Origin of the sequence: Aeribacillus sp. FSL K6-3256 (assembly GCF_037965805.1) — a bacterium.
In the GTDB taxonomy this organism is placed as follows: Bacteria; Bacillota; Bacilli; order Bacillales; family Aeribacillaceae; genus Aeribacillus; species Aeribacillus composti.
In genome coordinates, this window is sequence record NZ_CP150188.1 from 978,440 (window position 1) to 998,406 (window position 19,967).

A 19,967-nucleotide genomic window follows, 5' to 3' on the forward strand; every position below is an offset into this window, starting at 1 on the left:
ACGATGATTCCTATTAGTTGGAAATTCGGATTGTCCGAATCAATGGATTTTCAAAACCATTTACAGTAAAATAAATGTATTCATAAACACGAAATCAGAATGGGACAAGAAAATTGTCCCATTTTCCGTTTGGATGCCTTCTGAAGGGGGGAGATTTCATGGGTATTAAGTTTTTGGTCGGTTCATCCGGCACAGGAAAAACGACGGCAATCTTAAACAAAATTAGGGAAAAATTAAAAGAAGATCCGTATAATGGAAAACCTATTTTGTTTCTTGTTCCAGATCAAATGACTTTTCAAATGGAATATGAACTGATGAAAACTCCGGAATTAGGAGGAATCATTAGAGCACAAGTATTGAGCTTCAACCGTTTGGCGTGGAGGGTGCTGCAGGAGGAAGGAGGCATCAGCCGTACCTTTATTTCCCAAACAGGCATGAACATGTTTCTTCGAAAAATCATCGAAGAAAAAAAGCACGAATTTAAAGTGTTTTCCAAAGCCAGTGAAAAAAAAGGCTTTATTGAGCATATCGAACAGATGATTACAGAAATGAAAAGATATATCATCAGTCCAGATATGCTGGATGATCAAGTAAAAAAATTAGCGGAAAGCCATGATCATAGAGAGCGGATTCTTTCCGATAAATTGAAAGATTTGGCGGGCATCTATCGTTCCGTGGAAAAATTATTTGCTGATAAATACATAGATTCAGAGGATTATTTGCAGCTTCTTTCAGAGAAGATTTATGAATCAAGCTACATGGACGGAGCGGAAATTTATATCGACGGCTTTCACAATTTTACGCCTCAAGAATTGCAAGTAATCGAATCGATGCTGAAAACAGCTTCTTCTATAACAATTGCTCTCACATTGGATAAACCGCCTGAAGAGGCCGTTGCCGACGAGCTTCATTTATTTTACATGACGGCTGAAACCTTTTCTTTGCTGAAAAAAATGGCTGAACGAAATAATATTTCCATTGATGAAGTAGCATATATGACTGACCGGAAACGTTTTATTGAAGAGCCGTCACTTGTTCATCTAGAAAAAATGTACTCTTCCCATACTCCCGAACCTTTTCACGGAGACAGCGCGATTGTATTTATGCAAGCGGTGAATAGACGCGCCGAAATTGAAGGGATTGCTAGAGAAATTATCCGCCTCGTTCGGGATGAGGGAGTGCGATTTCGGGAGATTGCACTGCTTATTAGAAACATGTCCGATTACAGAGATTTGCTGGAGCAATTGTTTCAAGATTACGAGATTCCTTTTTTTATAGATGAAAAAAGCTCAATGACATATCATCCGCTGATCGAATTTATCCGCTCGAGCTTGGAAGTCATAACCGGAAACTGGCGGTATGAAGCTGTTTTCAGAACGATTAAAACAGAATTTCTTTACCCGCTAGATGCCGATAAAGCCGAAATGAGAAAAGAAATGGATCAATTGGAAAATTATGTGCTTGCCTACGGTATTCAAGGGAAAAAATGGACGGATCAAGCCGGCTGGACGTACAGGAAGTACCATTCATTCTATGACAACGACAAAAAGACAGATGAAGAAGAGGAAATAGAAAAACGGATCAATCAATTACGGAAGCTGATTGTGGAGCCTCTGCAGGCATTGGAAAATAAGATGAAACGCGCCAAAACCGGCAGGGATATGGCCGAAGCGCTATATATGTATTTAGAACAAACAAAAGTGCCTGATAAGCTGGAGCTTCTTCGTCTAGATGCGGAAAATGGAGGGAACTTGATTGAAGCAAGGGAGCATGATCAAGTTTGGAATGCTGTGATAGAGCTATTGGATGAATTTGTAGAAATTATGGGCGATCAGGAAATTTCCATTCATTTGTTTAGGGAAATGGTCGAAACCGGAATGGAATCGATGAAATTTTCTCTCGTTCCGCCGGCCATTGACCAAGTGATTGTCGCAACACTTGACCGGTCACGTTTATATGGCATTAAGATGGCATTTATTGCAGGAGCAAATGACGGAGTGCTTCCAGCAAAACCGGTGGAAGACGGAGTTTTAACAGATGATGAAAGAGAGCTTCTATATCATAATGGAGTGAAGCTTGCGCCGACAGCTCGAAGAAAATTGCTGGATGAAAATTTTTTGATTTATTTAGCGCTCGCGTCTGCTAAGCAAAAGCTGTATTTATCGTATTCTTTGGCGGATGAAGAAGGAAAAGCGCTCATGCCGTCTATTATTGTCAAACGGTTAAAAGAAATGTTTCCAGATGCTAAGGAAATGATCTCTCTTAATGAACCGGAAAGTGAGGAGGCGGAAGAACAGCTTTCTTTTATTGTCAGTCCGAATGTTTCTTTGTCTGTTTTAACTTCAAAATTGCAAAATTGGAAAAAGCAGTATCCTCTCCATGAGCTGTGGTGGGATGTTTACAATTACTTTGTATATGATCAAGAATGGAGCAGCAAAGCGAAAAAGGCGATTGCCAGCCTGTTTTATTCAAATACAGAAAGACCTTTATCCGAAGAGGTAAGCAGAAAATTATATGGACGGAAAATACAAGGAAGCGTTTCAAGGATGGAGCGGTTTCGGGCATGTCCTTTTGCCCACTTTGCTTCTCACGGCTTAAAGTTAAAAGAACGGGAGTATTACAGATTGGAAGCGCCGGATATCGGCCAATTGTTCCATGCGGCATTAAAGCTGATGGCAGACCGGCTTCAAAGCATGAAAGTAGAATGGCGCGAATTAACAAAGGAGAATTGCGAAAGACTTGCTCATGATGCAGTCGAACAGCTGGCGCCGAAGCTGCAAAAAGAAATTTTAATGAGCACAAACCGCCACTATTATATTAAACGCAAGCTTCAAAATATTGTTGCCCGCGCATCAAAGGTTTTAAGCGAACATGCAAAAGCAAGCGGTTTTGTCCCAATTGGTTTAGAAATATCATTTGATGAAAAAAGCAAGCTCCCCCCGTTCCGATTTAAGCTTGAAAACGGATGTACGTTGGAGGTCGTCGGAAGGATAGACCGAGTGGATAAAGCGGAAAGTTCGAAAGGTCTTTTGCTTCGCATCGTCGATTTTAAATCGAGCGACAAAACATTAAATTTGGCAGAAGTGTATTACGGCATTGCGCTGCAGATGCTCACTTACTTGGATGTTGTTATTTCCAATTCTCAATCTTGGCTTGGCGTAGAAGCGACTCCAGCAGGGGTGCTGTATTTCCATATTCATGATCCGTTCATACAGTCCCCAGATTTATTAACGGATGATGAAATAGAAGAAGAAATTTTGAAGAAATTTAAAATGAAAGGCTTGCTGCTTGGAGACGAAGAAACGGTGCGGTTAATGGATCAAAAATTGGAAAGCGGCTATTCCAAAATCGTTCAAGCCGGCATAAAGAAAACCGGGGAATTTTATGCAAATTCTCAAATCGCCAGCGAGGATGAATTTCATGCATTACGCTCGTATATCCGGCGCGAATTTAAGCGGATCGGTACGGAAATAACAGACGGAAATATTTCCATTGCGCCATATAAAATGAAAGAGAAAACGCCTTGCACCTTTTGTTCCTTTAAATCGGTCTGTCAATTTGATGAATCGATTGAAACGAACCGTTTTCGCATATTGAAAAGCTTAAAAGGGGAAGAAGTGCTGCAAAAGGTAAGAGAGAAGGTGGATTCAGATGAAGAATGAGCTGAAAAAGTTAGAAAAAGGCCAATGGACCGATGAACAATGGAAAGCGATTGTTGCCGACGGACAAGATATATTAGTGGCGGCCGCTGCCGGATCAGGGAAAACGGCCGTTCTAGTTGAGCGGATTATTCGCAAGCTGACCGACAATCAGCATCCTGTAGATGTGGACCGGCTGTTAATCGTAACGTTTACAAACGCTGCGGCTGCAGAAATGCGCAGCAGAATTGGCGAAGCGCTGGCAAAGGCTTTGCGAAAACAGCCTTCTTCCCTCCATCTGCGCCGCCAATTAACCCTTTTAAACAAAGCGCAAATATCAACATTGCATTCTTTTTGCCTGCAAGTCGTTCGCAAATTTTATTACAAAATTGATATTGATCCCGGGTTTCGAATAGCGGACGAAACAGAAATGGAACTGTTAATGGAAGATTGCATGGATGAATTGTTAGAAGAAGAATACGGAATGGAGCATAATGAACTATTTTTCGAATTAGTTGACAAATATACAGGCGATCGCTCAGATGATGAAATCAAAAAAATTATTAGATCCATTTATGAATTTGCTAGATCTAATCCATTCCCGGAAAAATGGCTTGATGAAATGGTGCAAATGTATGACATAGAACAAGCTGAATCATACGAGGACTTGCCGTTTTTTCAATATTTACGGAAGGATATAGCGATACAGCTTTCCGGAATAAAGGATTTGTTAGCGAGAGCTCTCGACATTACGAAATTGCCGGGCGGCCCCTCTCCAAGGGCTGAAAATTTACTCGATGACATGAAACAGGTGGAAAACATTATAAACGCTTCATCGTGGCAGGAGCTTGCCGAGCAAATGAGAGCTTTTCAACCGACACGCGCCAAGGCATGCAGGGGAGAAGAATATCGAAAAGAGCTCATTGATGAAGTGACGGAAATGAGAAAGAAAGCGACAAAGGAAATAGAGAAATTAAAAAATGAGCTTTTCTCTAGGGATATTCAAAACCAACTGCTCGATTTGAAAAAAATGAAGCGCACAATGATTTGTTTAGCCGACTTGGTGAAAAAATTTGCTGTCCGGCTGGAAGCAATGAAAAAAGAAAAAGGAATTGTCGATTTTTCGGATCTTGAGCATTATTGTTTGCAAATATTAACAGAAAAAGATGAGAAGGGAAATGTTGTTCCGAGTGATGCTGCTTTGTTTTTCAAACGACAATTTCAAGAAGTATTAGTGGATGAATACCAAGATACCAACTTGGTGCAGGAAGCGATTTTAAAGCTGGTGTCAAAGGATCATGAAGCGGAAGGAAATTTATTTATGGTCGGCGATGTAAAACAATCCATTTATCGTTTTCGGCTGGCTGAACCGTTATTGTTTTTGGCGAAATATAAACGGTTTACCTCCAGCGGAACGAATTCCGGCTTGCGCATCGATTTAGCTAAAAATTTCCGCAGCCGAAAAGAAGTTTTGGACGCCACAAATTTTCTTTTCAAACAATTGATGGGAGAGACTGTAGGCGAAGTCGTTTATGATGAGGCAGCAGAATTGAAGCTTGGCGCACGTTATCCAGAGAACAGTAGAATGAATACAGAGCTCCTCCTAATAGACCGCCGGAAGGAGGAATTAGCAGAAAAAGAAGAAATAATGATTGAATTTGATGAAGAAGAATTGGAAACGGTGCAGCTTGAAGCCCGCCTTATGGCGAAAAAAATAAAAGAGCTTATTCAGGAAGGCTTTCCTGTTTACGACCGAAAGCTTGATCGTACGAGACCTGTCACATACAGAGATATTGTGATCCTGCTTCGTTCGATGCCTTGGGCGCCGCAAATCATGGAAGAGTTTAAGCAGCAAGGTATTCCGGTGTATGCGAATTTATCAACAGGATATTTTGAAGCAACAGAAGTGGCCATTATGCTTTCGCTTTTAAAAATTATCGACAATCCTTATCAAGATATTCCGCTCGCTTCTGTGCTGCGTTCGCCGATTGTCGGCTTAAGCGGAAATGAACTTGCCATCATCCGTCTTTATAAGAAAAACGGTCCGTATTTCGATGCACTTGAATCATTTTTGCAGCAAGAAAAAGCCCATCATAGCGAGCTTTATCAGAAAGTAAGCGAATTTGTCAGCCGGCTCAATCAATGGCGGAACTTGGCGAGAAAAAGCTCCGTTTCGAATTTAATTTGGCAATTGTACCGTGATACCCGCTTTTTTGACTTTGCAGGCGGAATGCCCGGCGGAAAGCAGCGGCAGGCCAATTTAAGGGCATTATATGACAGAGCAAGGCAATATGAGGAAACGTCCTTTCGGGGATTGTTCCGATTCCTGAGGTTTATTGAAAGAATGCAGGAACGGGGCGATGATTTAGGAGCAGCAAGAGCTTTAGGAGAACAGGAAGATGTTGTCCGAATTATGACGATTCATTCAAGCAAGGGGCTTGAATTTCCGATTGTTTTCTGTGCAGGTTTATCTAAACGATTTAATATGAAAGATTTGACCAAAAAATATTTGCTCGATAAAGAATTAGGATTTGCCTCGCTGTTTATCGATGAAAAAAAGCGGATTGTGTATCCTACTCTTCCTTATATAGCTGTAAAAAAGAAATTGAGAATGGAAATGCTTTCGGAAGAGCTTAGGGTATTGTATGTGGCTTTGACTAGAGCAAAGGAAAAGCTGTTTTTAATCGGCACAGTGAAAGACGGAGAAAAAAAGTTTAAAGAATGGGAGCAATCATTCACTCACCGCGAATGGCTGCTTCCAGATTACGATCGTTTAAAGGCAGTATGTTATTTAGATTGGATCGGTCCTGCTGTCATCCGTCATAAAGATGCGGCAATTTTACGAGAAGAAGAAAGAGAAGCAGCGGATGAAATCTTCTCTTATCCGGTGAAATTGCAAATTGATGTGATTCCTGAAGAAAAATTAAAAGAGCAAAATGAGCAGGCAGCGGTTATGATGGATGAAAAAATGGACGCTTTGAGAAATTTTGTTCCTGTTCAGTCAACAAGTAGCTTTGCCAACCAAGTGCAAAATCAGTTGTCCTGGATCTATCCTTTTTCAGATGCAGCCTCTCTCCGGTCGAAGCAATCGGTGACGGAAATCAAAAGAAGACTTCAATTTTCAGATGAATACAGCGACATTTCCATAAAGAAGAAAATACAAGGGAATTCCTCGTACAAGCGTCCGAAATTTATGCAGGCAAAATCTCTTACAGCAGCAGAAAAAGGAACGGCCATGCACACAGTGATGCAGCATTTGCCATTGGGTGAAGACTTGACGGAACAAACGATTCGACAAACCGTGCATTCTCTCGTGAAAAAAGAAATATTAACGGAGGAGCAGGTGGAAGCGGTCAATGTAGTAGGAATTGTGCAATTTTTTGAATCACCGCTGGGTAGACGCCTAAAAGGCGCAAAAAAAATTTTTCGCGAGATCCCTTTCAATTTGGCAGTTCCGGCGAACGAAATTTACGAAAAAGGAAGTTCTCTCAATACTGAAACGGTCATCGTTCAAGGTGTGATCGACTGCCTTTTTGAAGATGACGATGGGCTCGTTCTGTTAGATTACAAAACGGATGCGGTAAAGGATCGTTTTCCATCCATTGAAAAGGCAAAACAGGTGCTTGCTTCTCGATATGAAATTCAAATTGACTTGTATGCAAAGGCGGTAGAGTCAATCTTAAAAAGACGAGTCGATGATCGGTATTTATTCTTTTTTGATGCAGGGCTCATCATAAAATTATAGATTTGCAGACTATTTTAGAGGTGAGGCAATTGAGAATCTTGCATACGGCGGATTGGCATCTCGGAAAAACGCTTGAAGGTCGGAGCAGGCTAAAAGAGCAGGCACAGTTTCTTGATGAACTGTATGAAATTGTTGTAAAGGAGAAAATTGATGTCATTTTGATGGCAGGAGACGTTTTTGATACGGTGAATCCTCCGGCAGGAGCAGAAAAGCTGTTTTATGAAAGTATTTCAAGACTTTCTGAAAGAGGTAAAAGACGTGTGATCATCATTTCCGGAAATCATGACAGTCCGGAACGATTGCAAGCAGCAGCTCCGCTGGCAAAGGAGCAGGCGATCGAGCTGATCGGCTACCCGAGAGGCGATGTTTTAACGGTTGAAGTTCCGCGGACAAATGAAACAATGAAGCTGGCGGCGCTTGCTTATCCGTCGGAAGCAAGGCTGAATGAACTGCTTTCAAACGAATATGATGAACTCTTATTGAGAGAGCATTACGATGAAAAAATTCGCGGCTTGTTTGCAATGATGAGCAGAGAGTTTGAACCTCATACGGTGAATATTGCCATGAGCCATCTTTATGTAGCCGGAGGCAGCACGACAGATTCGGAGAGACCGATTGAAGTCGGCGGAGCGTATACAGTTCGAGCCACAAGCCTCCCGGAAAAAGCGCAATATGTCGCATTGGGGCATCTTCACCGGCCGCAAAATGTTAAAAAGTCCAATGTGCCGGCAAGATATTCCGGATCGCCGCTTGCCTATAGCTTTTCTGAGGCAGGTTATACGAAGTCTGTCACAGTGATCGATGCAAAACCCGGCGAGAACGCGGTTGTTTCCGAAATTTATTTGTCGAGCGGAAAACCGCTTGTGAAATGGAAAGCAACTGGCGGTCTTCTTCAAGTTCACCAGTGGCTTGAAGAAGGAAGAGACAAAAACGCATGGATTGATCTTGAAATTTTTTTGACCGACAGCCTTTCATTAGAAGAAATTCATCGGTTGAGAAAATGGCACGACGGTTTTATTCACATCCGGCCGATTTTTGAAAAAGAAGCCGAAAAGGTCCAACAAGAAAGAAGAGAAAATCTCCCGATTGATGAAATGTTTAAACGTTTTTACAAAAAACAAACTGGCGGCGCCGAGCCGGAGGCAGAGCTTATTGAACTGTTTATGACATTGCTCTCTGAAGACTTAAAAGAGGAAGGAGCACAGTCATGAAGCCGATAAAACTTTCTTTAGCTGGACTGAATAGCTATCGAAAGATGCAGACGGTCGATTTTGAAACACTATGCGACGGCGGTGTCTTCGGAATATTTGGTCCGACTGGCAGTGGAAAATCAACGATATTGGATGCCATTACGTTAGCGCTTTATGGAAAAGTAGAGCGAGCGGCCAATAATACGCAAGGGATAATGAACCATGCGGAAGATCAATTATATGTCAGTTTTACATTTGAGCTTGAAGATGGCCGATCAAAAAAAAGATACACTGTTGAACGAGCGTTTAAGCGGGTGGATAATGTCAGGATCAACACAAGGCTGTGCCGGCTTCTCGAAATAGGAGAAGAAACGGTCGTTTTGGCAGATAAAACAAATGATGTAAATGACAAGATTTACGAGCTTTTAGGGCTGACGATAGAGGATTTTACCCGCGCTGTTGTCCTTCCGCAAGGGAAGTTTGCTGAATTTCTTTCTTTAAAAGGCTCGGAAAGAAGGAAAATGTTTGAACGATTGTTCAATTTGGAACGATTCGGCGACCAATTAAATAAAAAGCTGAAAAAACGTCTTTTGGAATCAAGACAGCAATTCGCTGAATTGTCAGCGGAACAAGCAGGTCTTGGCGATGCCTCGAAAGAAGCTGTTTTAGAGGCAAAAAAAACGTTTATACGCTGTGATACAGTGCTGAAAGAACGGGAAAAGCAGCTGGATGAGGCAGCAAAGGAATTTGAGCGGATTCAGACAATCTGGAATTTGCAGACGGAAAAAACGACTTATGAGAAAAAACGACAGGAGCTTGAGCAAGAAAAGGAGCGGTTTCAAGAAATCGAAGAAAAGCTGAAAAAAGCTGAGCAAGCGGAGATGCTGAAACCATATGCGGAAGCAGTGCTCGAGCATTTAGCGGAAAAGGACCGTTTTGAAAAAGAAACAGAGCTTTGGCAGCAGGAAGAGAAAAAGCTAGCAAGCCTTTATAAAGAAAAAAAGGAAGCTTTTGAAGCGATTCGTGCCAAAAAAGCTGTTGAAGAGCCGGAGCTTTTAACAAAACGTGAACTATTGAAACAGCTTATCTCATTGGATGCAGAAATCAAAGAGGATGAAGCATCGTTTGCAAAGCTGAAAGAAGACTATGAAGCATTGAAAACGAGGCTGCATGAAAAACAGCATACAGAGAGAAAGACGAGCGAATTATTAAATAGGGCGTTAGAGAAGCAGCAGGCTTTAAAACAGCAGGCGAAAGAAGAAACAGTTTCAAGAGAATTCCGGGAAAAAATCCAAAAAGCATATCAACAGAAGCTGAAAATCATGCAGCTTATGAAAGACGAATATGAATTAAAAAGCAAAAAGCAAAAGAAAGAAGACCAGCTTAACGAATGGCGGGAAAAGGCTGACGAGTCCGCCCGCAAAAAGAGTGAATTAAACGAACGCCTGGCAGGTAATTTCAATCAATTACAAAAAGTTTATGATCGTTTATGCAGCCAAATGCGGGAGCATGAATTTTTTAAAGAAAAAGTAAAGGATGATTTACAAGCTGCAAAAAGTCAGCTTGAAGAAGAAAGAACAAATCAGGCGGCAGCTTTGATTTCCGAGCAGTTGACGGAGGGGGAGCCTTGCCCTGTCTGCGGCTCCACACATCATCCGGCCCCGAACAGACATTTTTCGATTGAACGTTTAAAAAAATTAGAAGAAACAACGCAGCAGCTAGAACGAATTTTCAAAGAATGTGATCAAACCGAACAGCTGTATTCCTCGCTGAAGCAAAAGCTGCAGGAGCTGTCTGAAGATTTACAAGCGGAACAGTCATTCCTTGCCGGAGTGAAAGAAATAGCGTCGGCTAACGAAGAGCCGATCATTACGATGGACGATAAGCCTCATGATCTTTTGGCATATGACAAATTTAAAATCGAATGGAAAGCTTTGAACCAAGATTACTTAGAAATAAAAGACGCAATAAGAAAAACAATAGCAGACATTCGTGAAGTCAACCATATTACAGCACAAATAGAACCGTTGCTGGATGCTGGGGAAAAAGACTTATCCGAAATCATGCTACAATTGCAAAATGTAATAGAGCAGCTGGAAGAAGAAAAAAGAAAGTGGGATTTAGAGTTTGCTGATCTCGATATGGATCAAATCGAGATGTATGTAAAGGAAATTAGTAAAAAAGACTCGCTCGTTGAACAGCTGCACGAACGAATTGAAAAAAGCGTCAGCTTTATTCAAGAAAAAGAACAGGAAATCGAGCGGTTAAGGGAAGAAATACTCAATCTTTCCACTCAATTAGCTGCCAAAAAAGGAGAAATGGACAGGCAGGCAGAACTGATAGCCGATAAACAGAAAAGGCTCACAGCGCAAAGAGCTGCAAAGGAAAACCTTTTAACAGAGCTTAAGAGGATCGATCTTGCCCTTGAACAGCTAAAAAGGGATGAACAAGCAGCTTATGATATTTTCCAAAAAACGGCAAATGAATATCAAAAAGCTGAAAGTCAGCTCCATACCGCCAAACAGCAATTGACAAGCTGTATAAGCAAGCTTGAAAAAGCGGAAAAAAATTGGAACGACCGAAAACAGCAGACTCCTTTTGCAAATGTGCATGAAGTGAGAAATTCCGTTTTGCAGGAAGAAGAAAAACTGGCTATGCAAACGAGTCTAGATCAATATAAAAAAGAAATGGAGCATGTAGCATCTGCAATTGAACGTCTGGAAGAAAAATTAGGCGGAACTGTTCTTAAGCAGGAAACATGGGAAGAAACGAAAAAATGCTTAGAAGAAGCTAGAAAGCAAGTAAACGAAGCAATGGAACAAAGAGGCGCGGCGGCAAAGCATTTGCAGCTGTTAAAGGAAAAACATGAACGATATGTGGAAATAGAAAAAGAGAAAGAAGAGTTGCAGCTTCTTCTTAATCGGTTAGAAAAACTTCAAGCCGTCCTGAAAGGGAATAGTTTTGTCGAATACATGGCTGAGGAACAGCTTCAACAAATAAGCTTTGATGCTTCACAGCGGCTTGGGGAATTGACAAGACAAAGATATGCGATTGAAGTCGATTCAGAAGGCGGTTTTATCATGCGTGACGATGCAAATGGCGGAGTAAAACGACCTGTTTCGACATTATCTGGCGGAGAAACATTTTTAACTTCTTTAGCCTTAGCTTTGTCGTTGTCCACCCAAATTCAGCTTCGCGGAAAATATCCGCTTCAGTTTTTTTTCCTTGATGAAGGGTTTGGAACGCTTGATGCAGAGCTTCTCGATACGGTTGTATCGGCTTTGGAAAAACTGCAATCGCAAAATTTATCCGTTGGCGTAATCAGTCACGTGCAGGAGCTAAGGGAACGATTGCCTAAGCGGCTGATCATTGAGCCAGCTGAACCTTCCGGAAATGGAACGACCGTGCGAATCGAAACGATTTAATTACATGAAGCAAGGATATTTCTGACCTAGTATGCCGTTACCAGTTAACAGCAAGTATTACATTCTCTAAAGGATCTTAACCGCTCAACATGACGGGGCTGTCTAATAAGTCGATTTTCCGGCTTATAGACGCCCCGTTAATGTTTTAGAAATGTTGATATATCAATGTTTATGATGTTTCGTTTTCAATGGATTTTGACTTTCTAAGACAGCCCCTGCTAATCTTAGCATGTTTTGATTGCTGTGCTCATCCGTACTTTTTTAACCGTTTTTCATTGTTTTGACAAGATGTATGCTGCTTCAGCATTCTCCAAATAAGCGAAAAAAGCAGGTTCGATGGTGACGCCTGCTGCATCATGCACAAATCGTTTCAGCATTTCCAAATAAGCTTAAAAACAGGAGAACGGTACCATCTGCAATTTACCCCGTTTTGAAATAGGTTGAGTAAAAGTTTTCCGTCAAAAAAAAAGACTATGAAAAGGCGAGTCTTATAAAATATAAAATTCCTCTTTTACAACGGGATGAAAATCACTTTACGAAATTAACTGTATTGTATGTTAATGTTGTGAGTGCGAATGCTTTCTAACTGTATAACAGTCCATGAAAAAACTAATGCAGGTTTTCAGCTTCTTTGAACCGATTCATAGTTTCACTCTATTTGTGCATCATGAGGACATCCATTCCTAAAAAGAGTCTTTTGATCTGAAATGCAAGACAATGCGCTTTTTTTATTGAGCAGGACAACAAATTGAATGTCCTGCTCGCAAATAGTGTTTCTGGATCATAATATAAATCCAATCGTTATTTTTCACTAAGTCTTTTTAACGAACCAGGTGGCTATGCATTTGCCGTCTGGTTTTGATCATTTACGTCCGGATCGATTCCGTTTGTTATGCTGAGACCGTTGTTATTAATATGAAAATCGCCTGTGCAGCTGCTACCAGAGCCGCTGATGGATTTTGATGCTGATTTTGGAGATAAATAAAAGGAATCTCCGAAATTCACAACTCCTCCTGAAACGGAATTAATTTTTATCGGTCCGACAATCGCTGGCATGAGGAACATCCTTTTCCTTGTTGTCTCATAAATCACATGCGTAGAGAAAATCTATTGTTCAGGGATCAATATGTTTTGTCCTGTTGAAATTACCGTTGTTTTTCGTCGCCATCAACGTTTTTAGACAATTGTCGAATATGTTTTATTCGTGCTTCCGCGCATATTTCTTCGGCTGATCCAAAGTTCACGATGCTTGAAGATGAAATGCCCAAAATTTTTACGTGATCGACATATATGTTCGGAGAATTGTTTGAATATGCGCTGGAAAATTGTTCGTCAAAGGAAGGCTGAGGAATAGATTCGCGGAAAAGCTGATAGGAGCGAAACGACCCTTCCTTTGTATTAAATTTTTCATAGTCCCGCTGAACTGCCAGAACATTCGTTTTAGGGGTAATTTTTTTCGCGTCACCGATTTGGAATACGGAACAGATGTCTACTGAGTGTATATACGCCACTCTTATGTTCGCAAATCTTTTTAACAAATACATTAGTCTAATGACAAAGGAACAAATGGACCGATGATTAATGATTCAGGTGGCGTATCAAAAATGGAAGAAAGAGAGATTTTATCCGCATCCCCTATTAAAAAAACTGATGAACTTGAAACCCCTATGATTCTCACCATGCCCACATGCAAGCCGTTATTGATGACGGTAAAATTCATGACAATTCGTCGCCTTTCTTTTTATTGGGGAAATGTTTAAAAAAATGATCGATCGATTGATCAATATCTTTTTTTACCTTTTCTTCAATCCATTGTATTTTTTCTTTTATATCTGTTTGTTCATGGAGACGGAGTCTTTGTAGATAATAAGTAATCCTTCCTTCAAGTTGTTTTCTAATGTCTTCTATGATGATAGCTTTATATGTTTCATCTAATTCATATTCATAGTTTTTAGCAAAGTCTTCAATCTTTTTCGGACATTCTTCTTGTAAATAACTATGAATGCTTTCAACGCATTGTTCGAATATTTGCTGTTTTAATTCGCGATGAACATCATCGACGTTTAGTTCTTCATTTTTTACGGAAAATTGTTCAATTGCCTCCTGATCGGCAGGATTTAAACCGATATTCAAGACTCCTTCGAGCGTTTCGATTTTCAATTGGTCAAATTTGTACTCAACTTTTTCAATATTTGTATAAGGTTTGTTTTTGATCTCTTCCATTTGTTCTTCAAGGTAAAGAAACCCTTTTTCCAGATGGTCGATTCTTTTGCTTTGGGAATGGAGATATTGTTCCAATTTTAGGATATATTGCAATAATGATTGCACAGTGTAATTCATGATGTTCTCCCCACCTTTATCAGCATTCGTTACCATATTTATATTCTTTTCCAAATGAAAGGTGAATCACTATGAAATGCTTGGTGGACGGAGAGGCACAATGACTCCGTTTCCCTGGCCGGATGGAGCGGGAGACGGTTCAGTAAATTGTCCTGTGTTGTATAAATTCGACAGCGGTTTTATGATTCCGGCGCTGCCGATTTGAAATACGGATGAATTGGCGATCGTTCCGATACGTATAAATTGTATGTGAATCGATTGTTGAATATAAAAATTCATAAAACCACCCTCTAAGCGTTTAACACTTGCGGCTGATCAACGAGATCACTGTCAAACGTATTCGTAATGCTGTTTTGATTAAATACGTAAAGACCGTCGCCTGTATTGAAGGAACCTGCCCCTGCGAATGTTTTCACTTCACTGTATGGTGAAATGTTTACGACGTCTCCGACATGAACGACACTGGCCGTCCCGACGCTATTTACCTTCATAGCACCAACAATTGCAGGCATCGTTTTCCATTCCTTTACCTTAAAAGTTATTTAGCTATTTTTAGTGTATGTTATGTCTTGAAAACTGTGATAAACGTTTAGAGTCGCATTTTTGTATCCTCAATATTTCACAAAATAACTATGCAAAATTCGTGGTGCTTTTAGCCCGTTTACATGAAAAACTCCATCAAATGATTGCACAAAAAAATTTTTTTGCCCGAATAGCATGATGACTCTTCTTGTTTTACAATGTTTTTCATTTGTCAAGGAAAAATAATGGAAAAAAGTACAAAAAAATTATTATTCTTACTTGACATATAGGATTAATACGATTAAAATGTAACTCAATATTATTTTCTTAAACTATCAAAAAGTTTTTGTCGTGAAAATCCCTACCGTTTTAGTCGAGATTAATCTAGTAAACTTTCAGGGGAAGGGGGCATTTGGTGAAGGTTTCAAGCAGAGGTGAATATGCATTACGTGCTTTGCTTGTACTTGGTCAGCAACAGGGAAAAGTCTGTCCGATCAATGAAATCGCCAAACAAACGCTAGTTACGGTCAAATACTTGGAACAAATCTTGCTCCAATTAAGAAAATTGGGGTATGTGCACAGTAAAAGGGGTATACAAGGAGGCTATATGCTCCGTTTATCGCCGACTGACATTAACATAGGGGAGGTTATCCGGCAAATTGAAGGTCCTTTATCTCCAATGGGGTGTGCCAGTACGACGGCTTATGTGCCGTGTCCATTGGAAGATAAGTGTTTATTAAAGCCGCTTTGGACGGTTGTACGTGACACAATTGCCCGCGTTCTTGAACAAACAACTTTAGATGATTTATTGAATAAAAGAATTACAACGGGAATTGGAGGGGAGAGCTTTGTTAAAAACGAAAATTGATCAGGAGTGGATTGAAAGAATTATACGTTCACTAGAAGATTTGGAATACGGATCTGTGCAAATTATTGTACATGACTCAAGAATTACACAAATCGAAAAATTGGAAAAATTCCGTTATCCTTTAGAACGAAAGGATAGCCATAACAAAGGGGCTAAGTGAACATATAAAACAATATCATAAAGAGGTCGTCGATCGGTCCACCGAAGACTCCCTATGTCTTTTCAATATTCCCGGATCGAGGAAGTTTTTTTATTTATAACACCGCCATCGAAACATAGCGGAAAGGGAGATGAATTTTATGAATATTACAAATAAACGTAAGTCAAAAGGACTATTTTTTCTATTATCTGTTATTACAAGTGTAGCTCTTGTTTTAAGTGCTTGTGGTTCAAAAAATGAAAGTGCCAGCTCCAGCTCAGAGGGAGATAAAAAGGCAGTCGAGTTATTAAACGTTTCTTATGACCCTACACGTGAGCTTTACCAAGACTTTAATAAAGCTTTCGCAAGCTATTGGAAAGAAAAAACTGGTCAAGAGGTTACGATAAAGCAATCACATGGCGGTTCTGGCAAGCAGGCGCGGTCTGTTATCGATGGTTTGGAGGCTGATGTTGTAACGTTAGCGCTGGCTTATGATATTGACGCCATTGCAGATACTGGATTGATCGAAAAAAATTGGCAACAAAGATTGGATAAAAACAGTTCTCCTTACACGTCCACTATTGTGTTTCTAGTACGCAAAGGAAATCCGAAAGGTATTAAAGATTGGGACGATCTTGTCAGATCTGATGTTTCGATTATAACCCCCAATCCAAAAACATCGGGTGGAGCACGCTGGAATTATTTAGCTGCATGGGGATACGCATTGAAAAAATATGGCGGCGATGAAGAGAAGGCAAAAGAATTTGTTGCGAAAATATATAAAAATGTTCCAGTATTAGATTCCGGGGCAAGGGGTGCTACAACAACATTTGTCGAAAGAAAAATCGGTGATGTTCTTCTTGCTTGGGAAAATGAAGCTTTTCTAGCCATCAATGAATTAGGAAAGGATCAATTTGAGATTGTTGTGCCTTCTGTAAGCATTTTAGCAGAACCTCCTGTTGCTGTTGTAGACAAGGTGGTTGATAAGAAAGGAACGCGCGAAGTAGCTGAAGAGTATTTGAAATATTTGTACACGGAAGAAGGACAGGAATTGGCAGCAAAGCATTATTATCGTCCAACATTGCCAAAAGTCGCTGAAAAATATAAAGATACATTCCCGCAATTGGAACTCTTTACAGTTGACGAACTGTTTGGGGGCTGGAGAGAGGCTCAGAAAAAACATTTTGACGACGGCGGTATTTTCGATCAAATTTATCAGCCGAAATAATGATTTGTTCCGATGAATGGAGGATTGGAAGTGGCCAAAACAAAACAACAGCACAGAAAAGGGGTTATTCCAGGTTGGGGACTCACGATGGGCTTTACGCTAACTTATCTTAGTTTAATAGTGTTGATCCCCTTGTCCGTTATCTTTTTAAAAGCCTCAACACTCAGCTGGGAGCAATTTTGGCAAATCGTCACAACTGACAGGGTGGCAGCCTCGCTTCGTTTATCTTTTGTTTCTTCATTTATTGCCGCTGCCATCAATTTAGTTTTTGGTCTTTTGCTTACTTGGGTGTTAGTGAAATATGATTTTCCAGGGAAAAGAATTATCGACGGATTAATCGATTTGCCGTTTGCTCTCCCAACTGCAGTAGCGGGAATTTCTTTAACAGCTGTTTATGCCCCGACAGGCGTTATTGGACAGTATTTGGACCGCTTCGGTATTGAGGCTGTTTATACCCCGCTCGGTGTCGTAATTGCTTTAACGTTTATCGGATTGCCGTTTGTTGTGCGGTCTATCCAGCCCATTTTGCATGATTTAGATCAGCAGTACGAAGAAGCGGCAGCTGTTTTAGGTGCAAACCGTTGGCAAACGTTTTGGAAAGTGATTTTGCCATCACTTGTTCCTGCGATGTTCACCGGGTTTTCGCTCGCATTTGCGCGGGCGTTAGGCGAATACGGATCAGTCGTTTTCATTTCCGGCAATATGCCAATGAAAACGGAGATCGCCCCTCTTTTGATCGTCACCAAATTGGAACAGTACGATTATGAGGGGGCAACAGCGATTGCCGCTATTGTATTGATTATCTCTTTTTTCCTGCTTTTTCTTATAAATTATTTGCAATGGAGAACGAGTCGAAAATATTTTATTCATTAAGTCACTAAGGAGATGTTATGCCTCAAATGGGTACTAAAACGAAGAAACAGCCTCTTGTCGGTGTTCATACAGAATCTGCGTGGATTCGTTTTATATTGACGGGAACGGCTCTATTATTTGTTGGTTTTTTTCTCATTATCCCGCTAATTACTGTTTTTACAGAAGCTTTGAAAAACGGTTTAGAAGTTTATTTTGCTTCGGTTACAGAACCGGATGCTCAATCAGCGATCCGTCTTACACTTTTGACCGCAGCAATAGTAGTGCCATTAAATTTTATTTTTGGTATTGCTGCTGCATGGTGTATCACAAAGTTTCAGTTTCCCGGGAAAACCTGGCTCATCACGCTTATTGATTTGCCGTTTTCTGTATCGCCCGTTATCGCTGGTTTAAGCTTTGTTTTATTGTTTGGTGCACAAGGTTTGTTAGCGCCGGTTTTAGATTCGCTCGGATTGAAAATAATCTTTGCTGTCCCAGGCATAATTTTGGCTACTTTATTTGTAACTTTTCCGTTTGTAGCCCGCGAGTTAATACCGGTCATGCAGGCAAAGGGGAGTGAACAGGAGGAAGCCGCTTTATCTTTAGGTGCCAGCGGATGGAAAACATTTTTATTCGTGACGCTTCCAAACGTCAAATGGGGAATTTTATACGGCGTCATCCTGTGCAATGCGAGAGCAATGGGTGAATTTGGAGCCGTTTCTGTTGTGTCAGGGCATATACGAGGAATGACAAATACGATCCCGCTCCATGTAGAAATTTTATATAATGAGTACCAATTTACTGCTGCATTCGCAGTCGCTTCCCTTTTAGCTATGTTGGCGATCGTTACATTAATTGTTAAAGGGGTGCTTGAATGGAAGGGTGTAGTTGATGGAAAAGGGTAAGGAGTGTGCATCATGGATATCAATGTGAAGCAAATTTCTAAAAATTATGGCTCATTTCAAGCATTAAAAGAAGTAAATTTAACAATACCGTCAGGGAAGATTACCGCTTTGTTAGGTCCATCCGGTTCAGGGAAAACTACGTTGCTGCGGATGATTGCCGGATTGGAAATGCCTGATAGCGGAGGCATCTATTTTGGCGACCATGATTATACGACAAAAACGGTCCGTGAAAGAAATGTCGGTTTTGTTTTTCAACATTACGCTTTATTTCATCATATGAATGTTTTTGAGAATATTGCATTCGGACTTAAAGTGCGTCCGCGAAAAGACAGACCGACCAAACAAGACGTCCAACGAAAAGTAAATGAATTGCTTCATTTAGTCCAATTAAATGGTCTTGATCGCCGTTACCCGGCTCAATTATCAGGCGGACAGAGGCAGAGAGTTGCATTAGCTAGAGCGTTAGCAGTGGAGCCGAACGTGCTTCTGCTTGATGAGCCGTTTGGAGCTCTTGATGCAAAAGTGCGTCAAGAATTGCGGAGATGGTTGCGGCAGTTGCATGAACAATTACATGTAACAACTGTTTTTGTTACGCATGACCAAGAAGAGGCCTTAGAGGTTGCTGATCAAGTGGTAATCTTAAATAATGGACAAATTGAGCAAGTCGGAACACCGGATGAAGTATATCAACATCCAAAAACGAAATTCGTGTATCAGTTTCTAGGGCGTGTTAATGTTTTTCATGCTGAAGTGAACGATGGTCGCCTACATATCGGAGAAGCATTATTTGCTGCACCTGATGAAAACATTCAAACGAAAAAAATGATCGGGTATATTCGTCCTCATGAAGTGCGAATAACTCGACATAATGATAATCAAAAATCAATTCAAGTAAAGGTTCGCCGCATCCAATCTTATGGTCCGATTGTCCGTTTGGAATTGGAAAGATTGAAAACGAATGATCTGATCGAAGTGGACTTGAGTGTTGAACAGGCGAATCAACTGAACGTGAAAAATGATGAGATTCTTTATGCTGACTTGGAAAAAATAAAGTTTTTTTCAGATTCTCCATCCGTAGAATGAATAAATAATGTCGCCAAGATCATTATCACTCGAAA

General features: G+C 40.6%; 16 protein-coding genes. 10 read left to right on the plus strand and 6 right to left on the minus strand.

The genetic code is table 11. The features are described 5' to 3' along the window. Positions 1-158 precede the first annotated feature (158 nt). The 4 genes from addB to NSQ84_RS04860 are packed head-to-tail and all read left to right on the plus strand — an operon-like array spanning position 159 to position 11,998. Positions 159-3,662, plus strand: coding sequence for a helicase-exonuclease AddAB subunit AddB (gene addB / locus NSQ84_RS04845; protein ID WP_311067014.1), 3,504 nt, complete (start codon positions 159-161; stop codon positions 3,660-3,662). Beyond that, entirely contained in the window at positions 3,652-7,383 is a 3,732-nt protein-coding gene (gene addA, locus NSQ84_RS04850; RefSeq protein WP_311067015.1) for a helicase-exonuclease AddAB subunit AddA, read from the plus strand. Before addB ends, addA begins: the two co-directional genes overlap by 11 nt. A 29-nt stretch (positions 7,384-7,412) precedes the next feature. After that, the gene (locus tag NSQ84_RS04855) at positions 7,413-8,594 is read left to right on the plus strand and encodes an exonuclease SbcCD subunit D (RefSeq protein WP_311067016.1); all 1,182 of its coding nucleotides are present in this window, start codon (positions 7,413-7,415) and stop codon (positions 8,592-8,594) included. Further along, on the plus strand, positions 8,591-11,998 hold the full coding sequence (locus tag NSQ84_RS04860) for an SbcC/MukB-like Walker B domain-containing protein (RefSeq protein ID WP_339212280.1): 3,408 nt from the start codon (positions 8,591-8,593) through the stop codon (positions 11,996-11,998). The genes NSQ84_RS04855 and NSQ84_RS04860 overlap by 4 nt, the downstream gene beginning before the upstream one ends. Positions 11,999-12,835: 837 nt before the next feature. Here the strand turns inward: NSQ84_RS04860 and NSQ84_RS04865 are convergent. The 6 genes from NSQ84_RS04865 to NSQ84_RS04890 all read right to left on the minus strand — a co-directional run bounded on the left by NSQ84_RS04865 (position 12,836) and on the right by NSQ84_RS04890 (position 14,850). Then, positions 12,836-13,054: a spore germination protein gene (locus NSQ84_RS04865; protein ID WP_063386628.1), complete on the minus strand. Its 219-nt coding sequence runs from the start codon at positions 13,052-13,054 to the stop codon at positions 12,836-12,838. An 89-nt stretch (positions 13,055-13,143) separates the two neighbouring features. Further along, positions 13,144-13,536, minus strand: coding sequence for a spore germination protein GerPE (locus NSQ84_RS04870; RefSeq protein ID WP_161939795.1), 393 nt, complete (start codon positions 13,534-13,536; stop codon positions 13,144-13,146). 5 nt (positions 13,537-13,541) lie between these two features. After that, positions 13,542-13,718 (minus strand): hypothetical protein, encoded by a 177-nt coding sequence (locus NSQ84_RS04875; RefSeq protein ID WP_063386630.1) that lies wholly within the window; start codon positions 13,716-13,718, stop codon positions 13,542-13,544. Then, on the minus strand, positions 13,715-14,338 hold the full coding sequence (gerPC, locus tag NSQ84_RS04880; protein WP_165381960.1) for a spore germination protein GerPC: 624 nt from the start codon (positions 14,336-14,338) through the stop codon (positions 13,715-13,717). Before gerPC ends, NSQ84_RS04875 begins: the two co-directional genes overlap by 4 nt. Before the next feature lie 69 nt (positions 14,339-14,407). Then, positions 14,408-14,617: a spore germination protein GerPB gene (locus tag NSQ84_RS04885; RefSeq protein ID WP_311067018.1), complete on the minus strand. Its 210-nt coding sequence runs from the start codon at positions 14,615-14,617 to the stop codon at positions 14,408-14,410. An 11-nt stretch (positions 14,618-14,628) separates the two neighbouring features. Further along, entirely contained in the window at positions 14,629-14,850 is a 222-nt protein-coding gene (locus NSQ84_RS04890) for a spore germination protein (RefSeq protein ID WP_063386633.1), read from the minus strand. 425 nt (positions 14,851-15,275) lie between these two features. Between NSQ84_RS04890 and NSQ84_RS04895 the strand changes: the two genes are divergently transcribed. The 6 genes from NSQ84_RS04895 (at position 15,276) to NSQ84_RS04920 (ending at position 19,932) form a co-directional block, all read left to right on the plus strand. Then, a complete protein-coding gene (locus NSQ84_RS04895; RefSeq protein ID WP_063386634.1) occupies positions 15,276-15,728 on the plus strand; it encodes an Rrf2 family transcriptional regulator in 453 nt (150 codons plus the stop codon). After that, entirely contained in the window at positions 15,709-15,888 is a 180-nt protein-coding gene (locus NSQ84_RS04900) for a YezD family protein (RefSeq protein ID WP_094245314.1), read from the plus strand. The genes NSQ84_RS04895 and NSQ84_RS04900 overlap by 20 nt, the downstream gene beginning before the upstream one ends. A gap of 139 nt (positions 15,889-16,027) precedes the next feature. Beyond that, on the plus strand, positions 16,028-17,095 hold the full coding sequence (locus NSQ84_RS04905) for a sulfate ABC transporter substrate-binding protein (RefSeq protein ID WP_311067019.1): 1,068 nt from the start codon (positions 16,028-16,030) through the stop codon (positions 17,093-17,095). Between the two features lie 87 nt (positions 17,096-17,182). Continuing rightward, positions 17,183-17,968, plus strand: coding sequence for a sulfate ABC transporter permease subunit CysT (gene cysT, locus NSQ84_RS04910; protein WP_235600405.1), 786 nt, complete (start codon positions 17,183-17,185; stop codon positions 17,966-17,968). A 26-nt stretch (positions 17,969-17,994) separates the two neighbouring features. Continuing rightward, on the plus strand, positions 17,995-18,849 hold the full coding sequence (gene cysW / locus NSQ84_RS04915) for a sulfate ABC transporter permease subunit CysW (RefSeq protein WP_094246455.1): 855 nt from the start codon (positions 17,995-17,997) through the stop codon (positions 18,847-18,849). A 12-nt stretch (positions 18,850-18,861) separates the two neighbouring features. Beyond that, a complete protein-coding gene (locus tag NSQ84_RS04920) occupies positions 18,862-19,932 on the plus strand; it encodes a sulfate/molybdate ABC transporter ATP-binding protein (protein ID WP_311067020.1) in 1,071 nt (356 codons plus the stop codon). Positions 19,933-19,967 lie beyond the last annotated feature (35 nt).

Excerpts from the sequence above, each read along its gene's own strand:
- gerPC (WP_165381960.1), bottom strand. The coding sequence starts at position 14,338 with ATGAATTACACTGTGCAATCATTATTGCAATATATCCTAAAATTGGAA.
- addA (WP_311067015.1), top strand. The coding sequence starts at position 3,652 with ATGAAGAATGAGCTGAAAAAGTTAGAAAAAGGCCAATGGACCGATGAA.
- addB (WP_311067014.1), top strand. The coding sequence starts at position 159 with ATGGGTATTAAGTTTTTGGTCGGTTCATCCGGCACAGGAAAAACGACG.
- NSQ84_RS04885 (WP_311067018.1), bottom strand. The coding sequence starts at position 14,617 with ATGAATTTTTATATTCAACAATCGATTCACATACAATTTATACGTATC.
- cysW (WP_094246455.1), top strand. The coding sequence starts at position 17,995 with ATGGGTACTAAAACGAAGAAACAGCCTCTTGTCGGTGTTCATACAGAA.
- NSQ84_RS04865 (WP_063386628.1), bottom strand. The coding sequence starts at position 13,054 with ATGCCAGCGATTGTCGGACCGATAAAAATTAATTCCGTTTCAGGAGGA.
- NSQ84_RS04905 (WP_311067019.1), top strand. The coding sequence starts at position 16,028 with ATGAATATTACAAATAAACGTAAGTCAAAAGGACTATTTTTTCTATTA.
- cysT (WP_235600405.1), top strand. The coding sequence starts at position 17,183 with ATGGGCTTTACGCTAACTTATCTTAGTTTAATAGTGTTGATCCCCTTG.
- NSQ84_RS04920 (WP_311067020.1), top strand. The coding sequence starts at position 18,862 with ATGGATATCAATGTGAAGCAAATTTCTAAAAATTATGGCTCATTTCAA.
- NSQ84_RS04875 (WP_063386630.1), bottom strand. The coding sequence starts at position 13,718 with ATGAATTTTACCGTCATCAATAACGGCTTGCATGTGGGCATGGTGAGA.
- NSQ84_RS04860 (WP_339212280.1), top strand. The coding sequence starts at position 8,591 with ATGAAGCCGATAAAACTTTCTTTAGCTGGACTGAATAGCTATCGAAAG.
- NSQ84_RS04890 (WP_063386633.1), bottom strand. The coding sequence starts at position 14,850 with ATGCCTGCAATTGTTGGTGCTATGAAGGTAAATAGCGTCGGGACGGCC.